Here is a 15,881-nt window from a genome sequence, read left to right on the forward strand (position 1 = left end):
GCCGAGCGGCAGTGCCTGGGTGACGAGGCCGCGCGGCTACGTCGCCGCGAGCGGGACCGGGAACGCCGAGCCGACCAGGATGTGGCGTTGGTGGCCCGGATGGCCGAGGAGATCGTTCGACTCTTTCCGGGGTGTCCGGCGCCGCGGGCGGAGGCGATCGCCGAACACACCGGGCTGCGCGGCAGTGGCCGGGTCGGTCGCTCCGCGGCTGGCCGCGCCGTCTCCCAGGACGCGATGACCGACTCCTTGACGGCGCGAATGTGCTGCCTCGCGTGCAGCGGCTGGTTCGACTGGCCTCGGCCGCCGCCACCTGCGAACCCTGCCGGTCCGCCTACCCGTACACCGACGGATTCTGGGACTTCGCCATCCACCCCGCCTGAGCCCGGTGATTTCTGTCGTTGCGCATTACGGCGATCTACGACGGGTTCCTTGGCATTAAGAAGTGTTCTTAATGACCGTACATATCGTATGCCAAGGAACCCGCCCTCAGTTCATCCGGCCCGCACACCTTCGGCCACAAAGGTCATGACCGGCGCCAGTCGCCTCTGTCTTCTGGTGCGGATCGAGACTGACCTCTTGATACGAGGTGTCACATGGCCTTCGCCATATGGCCGCCATCCACGAGAATGGTCTGTCCGGTCAGGAAACTGGCTCGGTCGCTCGCGACGAAAACAACAACGTCGGCGATCTCCTCCGGGGTGCCGAGACGGCCGAGCGGACTGATTTCTGCCATCTTCTGGAATCTGTCGGCACCGATGAACTCGACGACGTTGTCGCTCGACACGTTGCCCGGCGCGATACCGTTTACCCGGACGTTCGCGGGACCCCACTCGGCGGCCCACGATCTGGTGTAGGAGTCGATCGCAGCCTTCTGTGCGCCGTAGGTGGACATGTAAGGCATGTGGCGTGCTCCGGCCATGCTGCTGATATTGATGACTACACCACCGCCGCGGGCGGCCATCCCGCGTGCAAAGCCCGTCGTCAAGGCGAATGCTGCCCGAATGTTGACGTTCCAGGAGTCAGCGTTCTCGGCGATGGTCTGATCCAGGCTCGGCCTGATGCTGTCGCGGTAGCTCGCCGCATTGTTGACGAGGACGTCGACCTCGCCAGCCTCCTTGATGATCCGGTCGACGTCCTCCAACTCGCTGAGGTCGGCGAGGATGAACCGGGCCTCACCGCCCGCCGCGCGGATGTCGGCGACGACCTCGTCACCACGCTCTTGGTGCCGGCCCGTGATCAGAACCGTGGCCCCGTCGCGCGCGAACGCATGCCCGATCGCGGCGCCGATTCCACCCCGTGATCCCGCTCCCGTGACCAGGACATTCTTCTTTTCCGTACGCACGGTCATTCTCAGCCTCTCCGTTGTAGTAAGCGCTGTTCAACCGCAGCCGCAACCTGTGATGTAAGGGAAAGCCTCTTCGAAGACGAATAGCGGCCTCAGAGTCAGGCCAATACCGTTCGCGCCGCCGGACAATTCCGCCGAGTTGCCTTCGATCTCCGCTTGAATTCCTTGCTAGTTGACCGGTCGGTCAAGTTCGTTGTCAAAAAAAATTCATGTCGGCTCAGACCGTTGTCAAGTTGATTCCCAAGGCGTGATTGAGCCGTACTCGCAGATCCGCGCCCAGCGGCGCGAGGTCGTTTTGGATGCGGGCCAAGACCATGGCGCTCAGGATCACGTCGTGAATCTCCCGAGCCATAGCCTTAACGTCGGTATCACGAGGTATCGTACCCTCGATCACCATGTCACTGATCGCCGTCTCGAAGTATCGGGCCCGGGTGTGGACCAACTCCTCGAACTTCTGGGCGTAGAACTCGCTCTGGCCGGCCAGTTCGGAAGCGAGTGAGGTGACCGGGCAGCCGCAAACTCGGCCGAACGTTTCAGCCGCATGGGCCTGCTGCTCCAGCAGCGTCGCCGTAAGGTTCTCGAACCGCCGCGCCGGCGAAGTGTCAGCCGTGAACACCTGGCCATAAGCCTCGTCCGAGCGTCGGATTTCCTCATCCATCGCCGCCAGCGTCAGATCGACCTTGGAAGGAAAAAAATGGTAGAAGCTTCCTTTCCGTACGTCAGCCGCCTTGCAGATGTCGTCCACACTGACCGACCCGTAGCTGTTCCTCCAGAGCAGCTCCAAGGCCGTCGCGACAAGCTTCTGCCGGGTATGCGTCCCTGCTGACATCTGGATCACCTCTCCCTTCCGCACCGAACGCTAGCACAGGATCTGACCAGTCGGTCAAGGAGTGTGGCGCACGTCCCCTCCGAGTCCGCAACGGTGGGAAGTCAGCTCGATCATCTAGGTGTAAGCCTGCAGCCGACTGGACCACCGCGGAGATCGTCGATCGCGGGCGGCTCGGTAGAGCGGCGACACAGCTGGCGGGTAGCAGCGTTGCCGGCAGCGCGGCCACCGCGGTTGGGTGAGCCGCTGCCCCGTCGCGCTCGACTCGATCGCTGGCTGTTTCTGCGCACAGCACGAGGTTTGGTGCGCCGCCGCACATACGACGGCGTACCAAACCGTGGTGCCGGCACGTCGGCGACGACTCGCGTCGGTACTTCCGGGTCGTTTCCCACTCAGCGTGGCCGATCATGAACGAGCTTGCGTTGTCCCCATCACCCCGAGTCTCGTCACCGGTGCTCGGCAACGCGGCGCACCGTCCGTCGGCCCTGCTGGTCATGCCCCGCGACCTGGTCGACGACGTATACGGACCGGAGGAACGTGCCCACCTGGTCCACTGGACCGGCCCGGACGCGACGGTCGAGCAGGTCAGCACGCGACCAGCGCTACTGGCCGACGTCAAGCTGCTCGTCACCGAGGTCGGCCGCTTCGTCACGGGCCAGCCGCTGCTACATCAGGTCCGCGCTGCCGATACGGCGCTACGCACATGACCCATGGGTCGGGCGGCGTCCGCGCTGCGGGCGCTGCTGTTGCCGTGGCGGCAGCGGTAGCCCGGTCGGTCGTGCACCCGATGTGCCTCCATACGGCGCCGGCAGACGCCGCAGCGCAGCGGTCCGGCGAGCATGAGGGTACGGGTGCCGCCGTCCTCGGCGGGGCGTGCGGCCCGGATCGATTCAGCGGGGACAGGGTGCGGTCGCCTTTGCGGCGGCGCATCACGCCCCAGAGCTGGTCGTCGGCGAACCTGTAGCAGCCGTGGAAGCAGCGGATGCCGTGCGTACGCCCGTAGGTTGCGGGCAGCCGGTCCGGAGGCGATCGCGGCGCCCACCCAGCACCGTGGTGCGGGCGGATCGACAGCGGCCCGAACGGGTCGAAGGCGGAACACCGCCGCGGAAACCGCCTGGTCACCTCTTCGATCCGCTCGAGTTGGCGTCGTAGTCCGGATCCGAGGATCCCTTCCACGTTCCAGCGCGCGTAGCCCGATCTCGTTGAACAGGTGGATCACGTCGCGGACCGTGTCCTCGTGCGCGGCGACCAACCGAGCGATCGACGTGACAGGTGTCCCGGACACCGACGCTCTCAACGGCCTACCTCACCGACGTCGGGAGTGAGCCCTCACCACCTCGTCCGGACGCACGCCACCCGGCGTCTCACCGACCCGGCAAACGTTCATGGACAACGCGCCGGGTCTCCGTGCCGGCGCGGCTTCACCGCGTTGTGGCTGGGGCCATCGAGGCTGCCTGGTTGCGCGTGGCCGGAGAGATAATGTAAACATGAGTCATGTTTAGTTCTGCCGAGGCCGCGACACCGGGAACCAAGCCCGCCTCCCAACGGCGTTCCCGCGAGACCCGCGACAAGCTGATCACCGCGTTGGACGAGTTGCTGCGCGAGAAGGACTTCGGGGCGATCAGCGTCGCGGAGATCGCCAACCGGGCGGGGGTCTCCGTCGCGTCGATCTACCAGCGCTTCGACAACCGGAACGCCGCGGTCGCCATCCTCATCGCGCTGTACCTGCGCCGGGTGACGCAGTGGTGGAGCGATCTCGCCGACGGGGCCTCCGGCCGTGCAGGCTCCTCGTCGCTGCGCGAAGCGCTGGTCCTGGTCGGCCGCGCGGCCTGGCGCCAGTTTGACGACCTGCGCTACATCATGCGGCCCGCCTACCTCCAGTCCCGCCTGCACCCCGACCTGCTCGACGAGCACTGGCGGACCCAGGAGGAGGGCGCCGTGGGCGGCTTCCTCTCCCTGTTGCGCGACCACGCCGAGGAGATCCGCCATCCCGACCTGACCCGGGCGGCCAGCATGGTCACCTACTTCTTCAACCTGATGTTCCTGGGACGCCTACTCCATCCGGAAGGAATGTCCGGTTGGGACATTCCGACCGAAGGCGACGAGTTCGCCGAGGAACTCGCCGACTTCGTGTGCGGCTACCTCGGCGTCACGCGGACCTCGGGCCCGCGGGAACAGGCAGCAAGCTGATGCCGGCCATGCTCGAACGAACCGTTCTGGCCGTGGCCTCGCTTGCGGCGGTGTTGAGCCTCGCCGACACCACGGCGGGCCCGACGGCGCTGGTGGCGGTCGCCGTCGCAGCCGTCCTCAGCGTCGTCCGGCTGGCGACCAACCACGCCCGCTGGCAGATGGTGCCGGCCTATCTCGCGGTCACCTGGCTGTCGGTCGGGCTCGCCGTGGACCTTCCCAGCAGCGCGCGCATCGCCGGCGGTGTGGTCACGTTGATGCTGTTGGCCCTGGCCGGCGGGCTGACAACCGGCCTTCCCGTCCCGAGCCTGCCGCGCCCCGACGGACCCTTCGGCGTCGGCACGATCACCACAATGGAGGAGCGCCACACCACGGCAGTCTCGACCACCCCGCGCAGGAGGCTGTTCATCAAGGTGTGGTACCCGGCGGAGGTGGACCAGGTCCGGTCGCACCGCGAGGGCGAGGCGCTCTGGTCCGAGCTCCGCGAGGCGCCCGGAATCCCTGTCGGGCTGCGACTTCTCACCGGCTACCTGCGACAGGTCCGGACCCACGCAGTCCGCGACGCCCGCTTCAGCCGGGTCGCCGTTCCTGGTCCGGTGGTCCTGTACCACCACGCGCTCATCTCCATCAGCGCCGAGAACTCGCTGCTGATGGAGTCACTGGCCAGCCACGGCTATGTGGTGGTGAGCACCCGGCACATCGACCAGCGGACGGAACTGGCGGAGGTCAACAAGGACGCTGACCCGGCTGCGGCAGCCCGGGTGCAGGAGATCAACCGGGATCTGCTGGGTGAACTCACCCGAGCCGAGCGTGCCCGCCTGGCACATGAGCTCTTCCAGCTGAGCGCCGCCACGGCGACCATCGTCGCCCGGCGGGCGGCGGACGCCCGTCATGTGCTCGACCGGCTCCCGGCCGTCCTCGCCGCCATTCCGGGCTACCCCACCGGCAGGCCGGCGCCGGACCAGGTCGCCGCCATCGGACTCTCCCTGGGCGGAGCCGTCGCCAGCGAGCTCAGCAAGGCCGACGAGCGGTGCGCCGCAGTGGTGAACATCGACGGTGAGCTCTACGGTGAGCTACTCCAGGAACCGCTCACCAGCCCTTACCTGATGATCTACAGTGAACTGAACTCGGGCGGCAACGACATCGCCCGGCAGGCCGCGCAGGCCACCTTCCATGAGGTCACGGCATTCGGTGCGAAGCACTTGGACTTCCACGACGCCTCGGTCGTGCTGCCGCTCCTGAGGTGGTTGGGACAGCTGGGCAGCGGCTCCGGGGCCCAGATCACCGCTTGGAAGAACGAACAGATCCGGCGGTTCCTGGACCAGACCATTCGGGCCACAGAAGGAGCCTCACCGTAGGTCACATAGCCAGATGCTGGTCGGGCGTACCGGCCCGCGCGGAGGTCCCCGCGCGCAGATGAGCGTCGCCACGGCCCGAGCGTTGACGGTTGGCGATTCACGGCCCATGGTGCCGTGCTTGCGAAGTGGCATGGTTGATCATGCTTGACTCGACGCCATCATGCTCCGACGCCAGGGTTGGCCGGTCGCGGTCGGACCGGCCAACCCTGAGGCTTCGCCGCGACTGCCACCCCTGCGCGCCGCACCGGCTGTGAACTTGAACCCACATCCCGGAACCGCTCACGGCAGGCGGGGGCGGAAAAAGACCGCAACACCACCATCACTGGATACAGCGTTCCCAGTGAACACGGCAGACCAGGCCAGCAATAGCTGGTGCGGCCACGGGGGCGAAGAAGGTTAATGCAACGATGCAGGTGGCCGCCCAGCGCCTCGACCCTGGTCCGAAGACCATCCTTGATGCTCCTTTCAGCGCCATTCGGCGACGAATTCCTGTGCAAGTGGTAAAGACGCGCCACTTGAGTACTTCTGCCCGCGATGCCGTTCTTGAAATCACGAGTAGTATCCCGCTCACCATCTGCCGTACAACAACGCAGGAAGTGTCGTTCAGTTCCCTAGACAGGCCCACAGACTTCGCCAGGGACAGAAAACTTCGGTCACAGGACACTACTCTTCCCGCTCGGTACCGCCATCGGTTCACGCGGAACGCGTCCGCAGGAATTTAGCATTGAGGACGGACTTGAACAACTGCCGCGAGCCGGCCCCACTACGGATCCCACCGGGGGTTCCGACACGAGGTCGCCCGGGCCGGAGTGCGGACCACGCAAACTGCCGCTGACGTGCGGATAGGCTCCTGGATCCGTCGGTGCCGCCGCCTCTTATGACGCAGGGCCAACTCATTGTCACCCAGTGCTCCATGCCACCCCGAAGGCGGCCCTTCGATTCGCCAGCGACGCTACGTGTCCAGGAAGCTACGTTTCGTTAATGTATTGGTCGCCGGCGGTCTGGTAGACATTCCCGTTGGACGTCGCCGTCATCGTGACGTTGCTGTGCAAGGTCCGCTCGTCACGAACGGAACCCTTCGACAGCTGTCGCATGAGGATTATTCGCGATGAGTCAGGGTTGCCCTCTGCCTCGTCGTCCGTCCTGGGTCTGTGCGTGTCAGGCTCTGCCACGGACGGTAGGCGACAGTCTGAGCGGTCGGCCTGGGATTCGGTTGCGGAAGCTCGAGTGACCAGCCGTCGTACGAGCGCGTTGACGTCGGGCCCCGGGCGGACCTGGACGGTGTTCCACATTCGGTCGGCGGCCCGGTTCACGAATCCTGGGATCATTGAGGTCTGCCCGCAGTCGGCTAGACCTTGGACGGCGAGCGCTATCAGCCGGTCGGTGGGCACGACGTCGTTGACCAGGCGGACGGCGTTGGACGCCACGGCCTGGTGGTCACCAATCTTCAACTGCTGTTCGAAGAGCGCACAGAGGGTCTCGAGGTGTGCCTGGCGTAGGTCATGCCGACGCTGGTCGGCCCAGTCGCCGTCGATGTTGGCGAGGGGTTCGCCGTGCCAGAGGCTCAGTGCCTGCTGGTAGGTGAGAACAGCGCCCTGGGCGTCTCCGCCATGGGCTTTCGCCCGCCCGGCGGAGGCCAGGACGGTGAACCGGTGGTAGTCGACGGCCTCTGGTGTGATACGTAGCTCGTAGGCGCGGGGACGGCGGTTCACGAGCCAGTCACGGTCGCCACCCGCGTCCTCGATCGCGCGGCGGACAGCACGGACATAGGTGGCGATCGTCTGGTCCGCTTTCGTCGGCTGCCGGTCGCCCCACACGTTGTCGACGAGGGTGGCTGTCCGAACCGGCCGGCCGGGGCTGAACGCGAGCGTGGCCAGGACGCAGCGCTCCGCGGAGCGCTCGAGACTGATGCTCTTCGCCTCGGTCTGGATCTGCACTTCGCCGAGTACCCGAAGATCCATGTCGTCTCCCACCGCGTCGCTTGATGGAAGTGTGTCACCACCGCCCCCGGCTGTCCCTTCGAGAACTGATTTCAAGGGTGCTGACCTGCACCGTCCGCACTCGTGTCCGATGTGGCGCCCGTATTCCTGCCCGGCACGCTCCCGCATCCTCTGAACGCGATGTCGACGCGGCGGGAAACGAGGTAGGTGTGATGACCCAGGACTGGATCACGGTTCCGGTCGGCAGGGACGGCGCGCGGTGGCAGACCGCGACGACGCAGCGCCTGGTGTTGGCGGTCGTCCACACGCTGGCCGCTGCCGGGCACGTGCTGGACGCGATCGAGCTGCTCGAGTGTGACCAGCGGATACAGGTGGCGTTCAGCCAGGCACCGGACATGTTCGGCGGCGGTGTGCAGGAGCACCTGCGGGCGCTCGGCGCGATGGTGATCCCGTGGTCTCAGGCCAGAGAGATCGACTTTGACCTGGTCGTGGCAGCCGACTGCGGCGGCGTGCACGAACTGCACGGCCCGGTGGTGATGCTGGCGCACGGGGTGGTGAACAACAAGATGGCGCCAGCGGCCCTGGGCGGGCCCGCCAGCGGGCTTGTGGTGGGGTTGGGAGCGCCCTGGTTGACGTGGTACGGACGGCTCGTTCCGGCGATGGTGGCGCTGTCGCACCGAGACGTGATCGAGGTGCTGGCCCGGCAGTGTCCGCAGGCGGTTCCGGTCGCGGCGGTGGTGGGTGATCTGTGCCTGGATCGACTGGTCGCGACCGCACCGCATCGTGACGAGTACCGGCGGTCCCTCGACGTCGGTGACGGGCGGACTCTGGTCGCGGTCAGTTCCACCTGGGGACCGGAGTCGCTGATGGCCCGCTGGTGGCGGACGCTTGTCGACCTGCTCGACGGGCTGCCGCCGGACGCGTACGCGGTACGGCTGGTGATGCACCCCGGCGTGTGGTGCCACGGGCGTCGTCAGATCCTCAGTTGGCTGCGCCGGCAACTGCGATCCGGCCTGCGGGTGGTGGAGCCGACCACATGGCGTGGGCTCGTCACGGCCGCGGACGTGGTCATCGGTGACCACGGTTCGGCTACCACCTACGCCGCCGCGGCGGGGACACCGGTGCTGCGCGCCTGCAGTCCGCTCGGCTGCGTCGCGCCCGGTTCCGCCACGGAGCGGCTGGCGAGGGCGGCGCCAACGCTGACGGCGGGCCAACCGCTACCAGTTCAGATTCGTGCCGCGGCGAGGGCGAGCCGGGAGGGGGCGTACCTGCCGGTCGCGTCGGCGGTCACCTCCGAGCCGGGGCGGGCGGCGCGGTTGCTTCAGGCGCAGATGTACCGGCTGTTGGCGTTGTCCGTGCCGTCGGAGGGCTGTGAGGTCAGGCAGGTCGGTCCGCCGGTGTTGGTCGAGTGGTGAGGGGTGCGGGATGGGTAGCAGGATTGTGGTGGCCGGGGTGGCGAGCCTGGCCGTTCATCTGGCGGTCGATGGCTTCCCGGTCGGGTACGCACCGGTCTCGGCGCCGGCCTGGATCGACGCCGGGCTCGGTGGTGCGGGTGCACAGATCGCGGCCGTCCTTCGGCATCTCGGTGACGACGTCGATCTGTGTTCGATCGTTGGCTCGGACGTGCCGGGTGAACTGGTGCGGACACATCTGCGTGCGGCGGGTCTGGACGGCTCCGGGGTGATCGAGGGGCCGGGTTCGTCGCAGACCGTGGTGCTGGTGGCGCCCGACGGCGCCCGGATGGTCTATCCATATTTGTCGGTGGTGAACGCGGTAGGGTATCCGGAGGATCGGTTCGTGCGGGCTCTGGCCGGTGCGGACCTCGCGGTACTGACGAATGTGGAATTCGTGCGGGAACTCCTCCCCGCCGCGGTGCGGGAGGGCGTGCCGGTCGCGGTCGACGTCAACGTGATCGCCGACGTGCACGAGGCGTATCACCAGCCATGGCTTGAGGTTGCTGACATCATCTTCTGCAGCGGAGAGCGCTTGCCGTGTCCCGCGCCGGAGTGGGTCGCGGAGGTGTTGACGCGATATCCGGGGGCGACGATGGCCGCGGTCGGCTGCGGCGCGCGGGGCAGCGTGCTCGGGTTGCGTGACGGTCGCCTGGTCACCGCCGCCGCGGTGGCACCGCTGGGGGTGCGCAACACCTCCGGCGCTGGCGACAGTCTCTTCGCCGCGTTTCTGCACAGTTGGCTGGCGACCGGCAACCCGGTGGAGGCGCTCGGTGACGCGGTCGTTTTCGCTGGATGGCGGGTCGGTCACCGCCGGCCGACCTCGGCGCTGCTGAGCGGATCGGAGCTGGCGCGGCTGCGGTTACGGCATCCGGTGCGGGTCAGCGTCGGGTGGTGGGATCAGGGAGGCTAGCTGACGCACCTGCTCGGCTTCGGCGTCTTCGTTGCCCTCGTAGAGGTGCAGGGCTCGGGTCAGGTGGGTGTGGGCTTCGGTGAACTCCTGCTCGACCAGGGCGAGTTCGCCGAGCCGGTGGAGAGCCTGTGCCTGGCCTCGCGGGGAGCCGAGGCGCCGCATGTCGGCCAGGGCGTGGGTCAGCTTTTCACGGGCCGGGCGGCGGTCGCCGAGGCGGCCGAGCGCCCGGCCCGCTTCTATGCGTATCCGGGCGTCGTTGTAGGGGTCGACGTCGCCGAGGCTGGCGAAGATCGCTGCGGCGTCGTCGAGGTGGGTGAGCGCCTGCTGGTGCCGGGCTGATTCGTTGGCGACCGTTGCCAGGTTGAGCAGGGCCAGTCCGGTCCTGCGAGGTTCACCCGAGTCGAGGCACAGTCGGAGTTGACGGGTGAAGAGTGCGGCGGCTTGCGGGTACTGGTGCTGTGCGAGGGCGACCAGGCCGAGTCCCTCGACTGCTGACGCCGTGCCGTACCCGTCCGCGGTCTCGTTGCACAGCCGCAGGCACCGTTCGAACAGCTGCCGTGCCATGTCGAACTGGGCGAGGTCGAAGTGTGCGAAGGCCCACCGGCGCAGCATTTTCGTCTCGCGGTCGCGGTCGTGCAGCTGCTGGGCGCATTCCACGGCGATACGGTCGACCTGCAGTCGGTCGCGGTGATGCCGGTGGTAGTGGAACAGCGGCCACATCGCGTCCGAGATCTGCCAGGCCAGCAACGGTTGATCATGGAGTGCGGCGTGTCGGACGGCGGCGACGAGGTTGACGCGTTCTCGTTCCAGCCAGGCTAGCGCCCCGTCCCGGTCGCTCAACCCGACGATCGATGTCTCCGAGCTGACGAAGGGGTTGTCCGGGTCCTTGCGGCGGTACGGGGTCAGCAGCCGGTCCGCGGCCGACACCCCGGCCAGGTACCACTCGATGATGCGTCGGGTAAGGAGCGGGTGGTCCGGGTCGGTTTCGGCGCACTGTCTGGCGTGTAGCCGGATCAGGTCGTGAAGTTTGTACCGGTCCTCGGTGGTTTCGTCGAGCAGGTTCGCCTCCAGCAGGGCGTCCAGCATCCCGACGGCCTCCTGCCGTCCGACGCCGAGGGCCGCTGCCACCACGTCGAGGCCGAACTCCGGTCCCGGGTGCAGACCCAGTGCGCGGTAGCACCGCGCTCCGGGTTCGGACAGTTCCTGGTAGGACAGGTCGAAGACGCTCTGGATGGAGATGTCCCCGTGTCCGCCCAGGCTCCGCAGTCGTCGACCGTCCTCGGTCAGTTCGTCGACGATGCGACGGATCGGCCACCGCGGGCGGGTTGCCAGTCTGGCGCCGGTCACGGTCAAGGCGATCGGGAGTCCTGCGCAGAGGCGCACCAGCGACGAGGTTGACGTGGGGTCGCTGCCGGTGCGGTCTTCGCCGACCGTCCTGGTGAGCAGTTCGACGGCGGCCGGTTCCGGCAGGGGGGCCACGGTCAGGAAGCGGGCGCCGTCGCTGACCAGGCCGGCCAGCCGCCACCGTGTCGTCACCAGGACCACGGATGACGACGATGTTGGCAGCAGCGGGCGGACCTGGGCTGCGGATACGGCGTCGTCCCACAGCAGGAGAAGCGCCTTGCCCGCTGTCAGGGATCGGAACATCGCCGCCTGCTCCGCGGCACCCGCCGGGACACGCTGCGGGGCGATGCCGAGTGCCCGCAGTGCCTGGCCGAGGATCTCACCCGGGGCTACCGGGCCGGCGGGATCGAAGGCGCCCAGGTGCGCGTACAGATGGCCGGCGGGAAACCGCGGACCGGCCCGCTGTGCCCACCGGAGAGCCAGGGCTGACTTGCCGATTCCACCGGCTCCGTTGATGACGATCAACGCGGGACCTGTCCTCGGCTCGCCGACCAGCCGGTCGATGTGCGCCAGTTCCGCTTCTCGTCCGACGAAGTGTGCCGATGGCGCCGGCATCTGTCGCGGAACCGGAATGCCGCTCTCGTCCCGATGGTGGAAATGTACGCCACCATCGATCTTGCCAGCCTGCACCATGGACCCCGCGACGGTGCCGCGCGTGACGTTGGTGACGCTATCGGTCTCGTTGGTCCCCGACATTACGCATACCCGCCCCACTTCCCGGCCGCCTCAACAGTTGCCCCGACTCCCCACCGATCACAAGCATCGATGGCCGTCAAGGCATGGCGGGCTACTCACCAAGTCGGGTGGACCCCCTCAGGAGCCCGGTCCAGGTGGCCCCAGGCGGATCCCACCCTGGACGTCCCGCGCCTGCACCAGGGTGCCGCTCACCGGACCGATCGCCCGGTTGACCATCCCGTTGCCGGCGTCGACACCGGCAACGGGCCGGTGTCGCAGCTGTATCCACAGCTCGTTCAGTTCCTCGGCGAACCACCGGTCCCGAGCCACGGCCGTCTCCAGAACCGCCGCCAGCCGCCGCACGCACTCGTCGTCGTGCGGTTGCGCCCGGGCGGCCTCCAGCGCCCTCTCCGAGTCGGGATCGCCACGCAACCTGTGCCGCACGAACCGTGCGAGAGCAGAGAACGCGGCCCTACCGCCGTCAGACAAACCCTCCGCGGCCTTGGCAGCAAGCGCCGATGCCACAGCCACCATCACGGGGTCGGTCACGTCCCACCTCCGGACCGGTAGACCCAGACAGATCTTGAAGATTACGTCGGTACCGGTGTCAGGCACGACAACCGAGACAGTGATTACCCCACAATGTGCAATCAGGCAAAGAGTACAGGCAGCGGCGGCCATCAAGAGCAGGAAAGAAGAGGAGCGAATCCCATGAATAGCGAGCGGGGACCCGACAGCCGGAAAGCGGCGCACCCGTAGTCAATCATGAGGAATCGCTGGCCACGAGGTCGACCAGGCAGACGGTCTTTGAGATCGACTTAAACCGATCAAGTTGGATTGGCGACGGAGCAAACACGACATCGACTCGCATGTTTACCGTGGATATAACGCCGTCCCAAGGGGGGTCCCATGAACTCGATGCTCGCCGCACTCGCAACCACCATCCTGGACGCTTACGGCATCGGCATCGCGTACGACTCGATCCACACATCGAGGCGATCATGATGACCGCCACCGCCAGCAACCCCCGACCAGAGGCACATGACCGAGCGGCACAGGCCGCGCGCGGCGCCGACGCACCCGATCCGGATCCGACGTCAAGCCCGCCCACGATGGCCGAGCGCAACCTCCAGGCGCGCAGCAACAACCGCATCTACCAGGCAGCCGGAAACCAATACATCTACGACAAGCCCGCACCCGCGCCCGCCGCGGTCAGCAACACACTCCCCCGCGACACACCCGCCTTCATCGGCCGGGACCCAGAGCTGCGCAGCCTGGTTGAAAAGGTCGCCTACCTCCTCGACAACGACCACACGATCCCCGTCCACGCCATCGACGGCATGCCCGGAATCGGCAAGACCGCACTGGCCGTCCGCGCCGGCCACAGCCTCACGCACCGGTTCCCGGACGGGCAGTTCTTCATCGACCTGCACGCCCACAGCCCCCACCAGGGGCCAGTCCGACCTACCGACGCCCTGTTCGGGCTCCTCACCGCCGACGGGTTCGACGCCAGCCAGGTCCCGACCGACACCGACTCCCGCGCCGCCCTCTGGCGCGGCCGCGTGGCCGGCAAGAAGGCCCTGATCATCCTCGACAACGCCGCCGGCCACGACCAGATCGAACCCCTCCTGCCCGGCGCTCCCGGCTGCCTCGTCCTGATCACCAGCCGACGGCGCCTGACCGGCCTCAGCAGCCGCCACCACACGGTGCCGCTGCCGCTGACCACCCTCTCCCCCGAACACGCCAGCGAACTGTTCGCCACCAGGGCCGCCCGACCAAACGTCGGCGCCGACGCCATCACCATCTCCGAGCTCGTCAACCTGTGTGGCCACCTACCCCTGGCGATCTGCCTGCTGGCCGCCAGGCTCTACCCGGAGCCGCAGTGGCACGTCGCCGACCTGGTCCAGGAACTCAGCCGCGCCAACGATCGACTGCACCACATGTACGCCGAGACCATCGGCGTCGCGGCCGCCTTCGACCTGTCCTATCGCCGATTACCTGCCGGCCTCCGCCGCTTCTTCCGCCGCCTCGGCCTGCATCCCGGGACGGAAATCGACCCGTACGCCGCCGCTGCCCTCGACGCCATCAGCCCATCCCAGGCCCGACGACATCTTGAGACGCTCTATCACGACCACCTCGTTGACCAGCCAAACCGGGGCCGGTACCGCATGCACGACCTCATCCGGGAGTACGCCCGGCACAGGGCCGGCCGCGACCCCGCCCGGGACAGGGCCGAGGCCACCAACCGCCTGCTGGACTACTACCAGCACGCCGCCCAGATCGCGAACCGCCAGCTGGCCCGACCCGGACGACACCGCCCCGACGATTCCCCGCGCACGCCGGCCGCGCTGCCTGACATCCACAACCGGCAGGACGCACTGGCGTGGATGAACGCCGAACGCGGAAACCTGGCCGCCTGCCTCGGCGCCCTCACGGCCGGCCAACAGACCCACCGCATCGTCACGCTCGCCGCCGCAACGGCACCCTACCTGCGCGACAACGGTCCCTGGGACCACGCGGTCTCGCTCCATCAGGCCGCAGCCTCCGCCGCCCGACGGGCCGGCAACCGACGCGCACAGGCCGACGCCCTGCGCGAACTCGGCACCGTCCACCGCGCCTCCGGCAACTACACGCCCGCCACCAACGCCCTACACCAGGCCCTCGACCTCTACCAACAGCTCGACCACCCCTGCGGCGTCGCCGATACCCTCACCCAACTCGCCACCGTCCGCCGCCACACCGGCGACCATCCGGCAGCCATCAGCGACCTGCAGAATGCACTCGCCATCTACGAGAAACTCGACGACCGGCACGGGTTGGCCGCCGCACTCAACGAACTCGGCGTCGTGCACCACCAGACCGACAACCGCCTCAGCGGCATCCAGGCCCTCCAGCGGGCCCTTGCCATCCACCACGAACTCGGCGACCTACACGGACAGGCCGACGCCCTCAACCAGCTCGGCACCGCCCATCAGATCGTCAGCGACTACCACCTTGCCATCGACGCCCACCGACGGGCGCTCGACATCTACCTGGAACTCGGCGATCGTCACGGACAAGCCCGCGCCCTGAACTACCTCTGCGCCGCCCTCTGCGAAACCGGTGACCTGCCCACTGCCAAGCACACGCTCACCGATGCCCTCGCGATCCACCGCAGACTCGGCTACCGCCTCGGCGAGGCCAACGCCCTCACCTACCTCGGAACCGTGCACTCCGCCAACGGCGACTACACCGCGGCCGAACACGCCCTGACCCGCGCACTGGCCCTCTACCGCAACCTCGGCTACCGGACCGGCCAGTCCGACGCGCTCAACCAGCTCGGAACCCTTGCGCGCCTGACCGGCCGACACGACACCGCCGACGCGCTCCACCACGAGGCCCTGACCATCGCCGAGGCCGACGACGACCCACTGGGCCAAGCACAGGTGCTCAACCAACTCGGACAGCTGCTGCTGGCCCGCAATCAACCAGCGCACGCACTGGATTGCCACCAACGAGCCCTGCACCTGGCCCGGCACGCCCAGAACCGACGCGAGGAGGCCCAATCACTCGAAGGGGTTGGCCGCTGCGCCCAGCACACCGGCAACCAGCGACAAGCCGCCGAACACCTCGACCGGGCACGAGACATCTATCAACAGCTCAGCGCCCCCGCCGGCCGGACGGAAGACCGCCCGGACGGGCCACCCCGATAGCCAGCCCAGGCGCCGGCCTCGGGCCGGGGACAGCGCGGCTACGCCGTCCGCCGCCGTGATGGCCCGCCTGGCTGAGGACAGCCGGTGTGA

At 67.8% G+C, this 15,881-nt stretch carries 11 protein-coding genes and 1 pseudogene; 6 read left to right on the plus strand and 6 right to left on the minus strand.

What is annotated here, in order from left to right:
* Window positions 1-589: 589 nt before the first annotated feature.
* Together ACN27G_RS15265 and ACN27G_RS15270 are read right to left on the minus strand one after the other, a co-directional pair.
* Window positions 590-1,348 (minus strand): SDR family NAD(P)-dependent oxidoreductase, encoded by a 759-nt coding sequence (locus ACN27G_RS15265; protein WP_421493467.1) that lies wholly within the window; start codon window positions 1,346-1,348, stop codon window positions 590-592.
* Between the two features lie 214 nt (window positions 1,349-1,562).
* The gene (locus ACN27G_RS15270; RefSeq protein ID WP_421493468.1) at window positions 1,563-2,174 is read right to left on the minus strand and encodes a TetR/AcrR family transcriptional regulator; all 612 of its coding nucleotides are present in this window, start codon (window positions 2,172-2,174) and stop codon (window positions 1,563-1,565) included.
* 404 nt (window positions 2,175-2,578) lie between these two features.
* On the opposite strand from ACN27G_RS15270, the gene ACN27G_RS15275 reads away from it, so the two are divergent.
* A complete protein-coding gene (locus tag ACN27G_RS15275) occupies window positions 2,579-2,878 on the plus strand; it encodes a hypothetical protein (RefSeq protein WP_421493469.1) in 300 nt (99 codons plus the stop codon).
* A gap of 161 nt (window positions 2,879-3,039) precedes the next feature.
* Here ACN27G_RS15275 and ACN27G_RS15280 read toward each other — a convergent pair.
* Window positions 3,040-3,468 (minus strand): annotated as a pseudogene (locus ACN27G_RS15280) (helix-turn-helix domain-containing protein); the annotation flags it as partial.
* Window positions 3,469-3,665: 197 nt separating this feature from the next.
* Here ACN27G_RS15280 and ACN27G_RS15285 point away from each other — a divergent pair.
* Together ACN27G_RS15285 and ACN27G_RS15290 are read left to right on the plus strand one after the other, a co-directional pair.
* On the plus strand, window positions 3,666-4,361 hold the full coding sequence (locus tag ACN27G_RS15285; protein WP_421493470.1) for a TetR/AcrR family transcriptional regulator: 696 nt from the start codon (window positions 3,666-3,668) through the stop codon (window positions 4,359-4,361).
* Window positions 4,361-5,716 (plus strand): acetylhydrolase, encoded by a 1,356-nt coding sequence (locus ACN27G_RS15290; protein WP_421493471.1) that lies wholly within the window; start codon window positions 4,361-4,363, stop codon window positions 5,714-5,716. Before ACN27G_RS15285 ends, ACN27G_RS15290 begins: the two co-directional genes overlap by 1 nt.
* Window positions 5,717-6,684: 968 nt before the next feature.
* Here the strand turns inward: ACN27G_RS15290 and ACN27G_RS15295 are convergent.
* Window positions 6,685-7,677: an AfsR/SARP family transcriptional regulator gene (locus ACN27G_RS15295; RefSeq protein ID WP_421493472.1), complete on the minus strand. Its 993-nt coding sequence runs from the start codon at window positions 7,675-7,677 to the stop codon at window positions 6,685-6,687.
* 191 nt (window positions 7,678-7,868) lie between these two features.
* Here ACN27G_RS15295 and ACN27G_RS15300 point away from each other — a divergent pair, with 191 nt between their 5' ends.
* On the plus strand, window positions 7,869-9,071 hold the full coding sequence (locus ACN27G_RS15300) for a hypothetical protein (RefSeq protein WP_421493473.1): 1,203 nt from the start codon (window positions 7,869-7,871) through the stop codon (window positions 9,069-9,071).
* 10 nt (window positions 9,072-9,081) lie between these two features.
* Window positions 9,082-10,020: a carbohydrate kinase family protein gene (locus tag ACN27G_RS15305; protein ID WP_421493474.1), complete on the plus strand. Its 939-nt coding sequence runs from the start codon at window positions 9,082-9,084 to the stop codon at window positions 10,018-10,020.
* Here the strand turns inward: ACN27G_RS15305 and ACN27G_RS15310 are convergent.
* Window positions 9,970-11,979 carry a tetratricopeptide repeat protein gene (locus tag ACN27G_RS15310; protein WP_421493475.1) on the minus strand — a complete coding sequence of 670 codons (2,010 nt, stop codon included), beginning with the start codon at window positions 11,977-11,979 and terminating at the stop codon, window positions 9,970-9,972. The two genes, ACN27G_RS15305 and ACN27G_RS15310, sit on opposite strands and share 51 nt — an antisense overlap.
* A 258-nt stretch (window positions 11,980-12,237) precedes the next feature.
* Entirely contained in the window at window positions 12,238-12,780 is a 543-nt protein-coding gene (locus ACN27G_RS15315) for a hypothetical protein (RefSeq protein WP_421493476.1), read from the minus strand.
* A gap of 431 nt (window positions 12,781-13,211) precedes the next feature.
* Between ACN27G_RS15315 and ACN27G_RS15320 the strand changes: the two genes are divergently transcribed.
* On the plus strand, window positions 13,212-15,791 hold the full coding sequence (locus ACN27G_RS15320) for an ATP-binding protein (protein WP_421493477.1): 2,580 nt from the start codon (window positions 13,212-13,214) through the stop codon (window positions 15,789-15,791).
* Window positions 15,792-15,881: the final 90 nt, after the last annotated feature.

Source organism: Plantactinospora sp. WMMB334 (assembly GCF_049179095.1).
Lineage (GTDB): Bacteria > Actinomycetota > Actinomycetes > Mycobacteriales > Micromonosporaceae > Plantactinospora.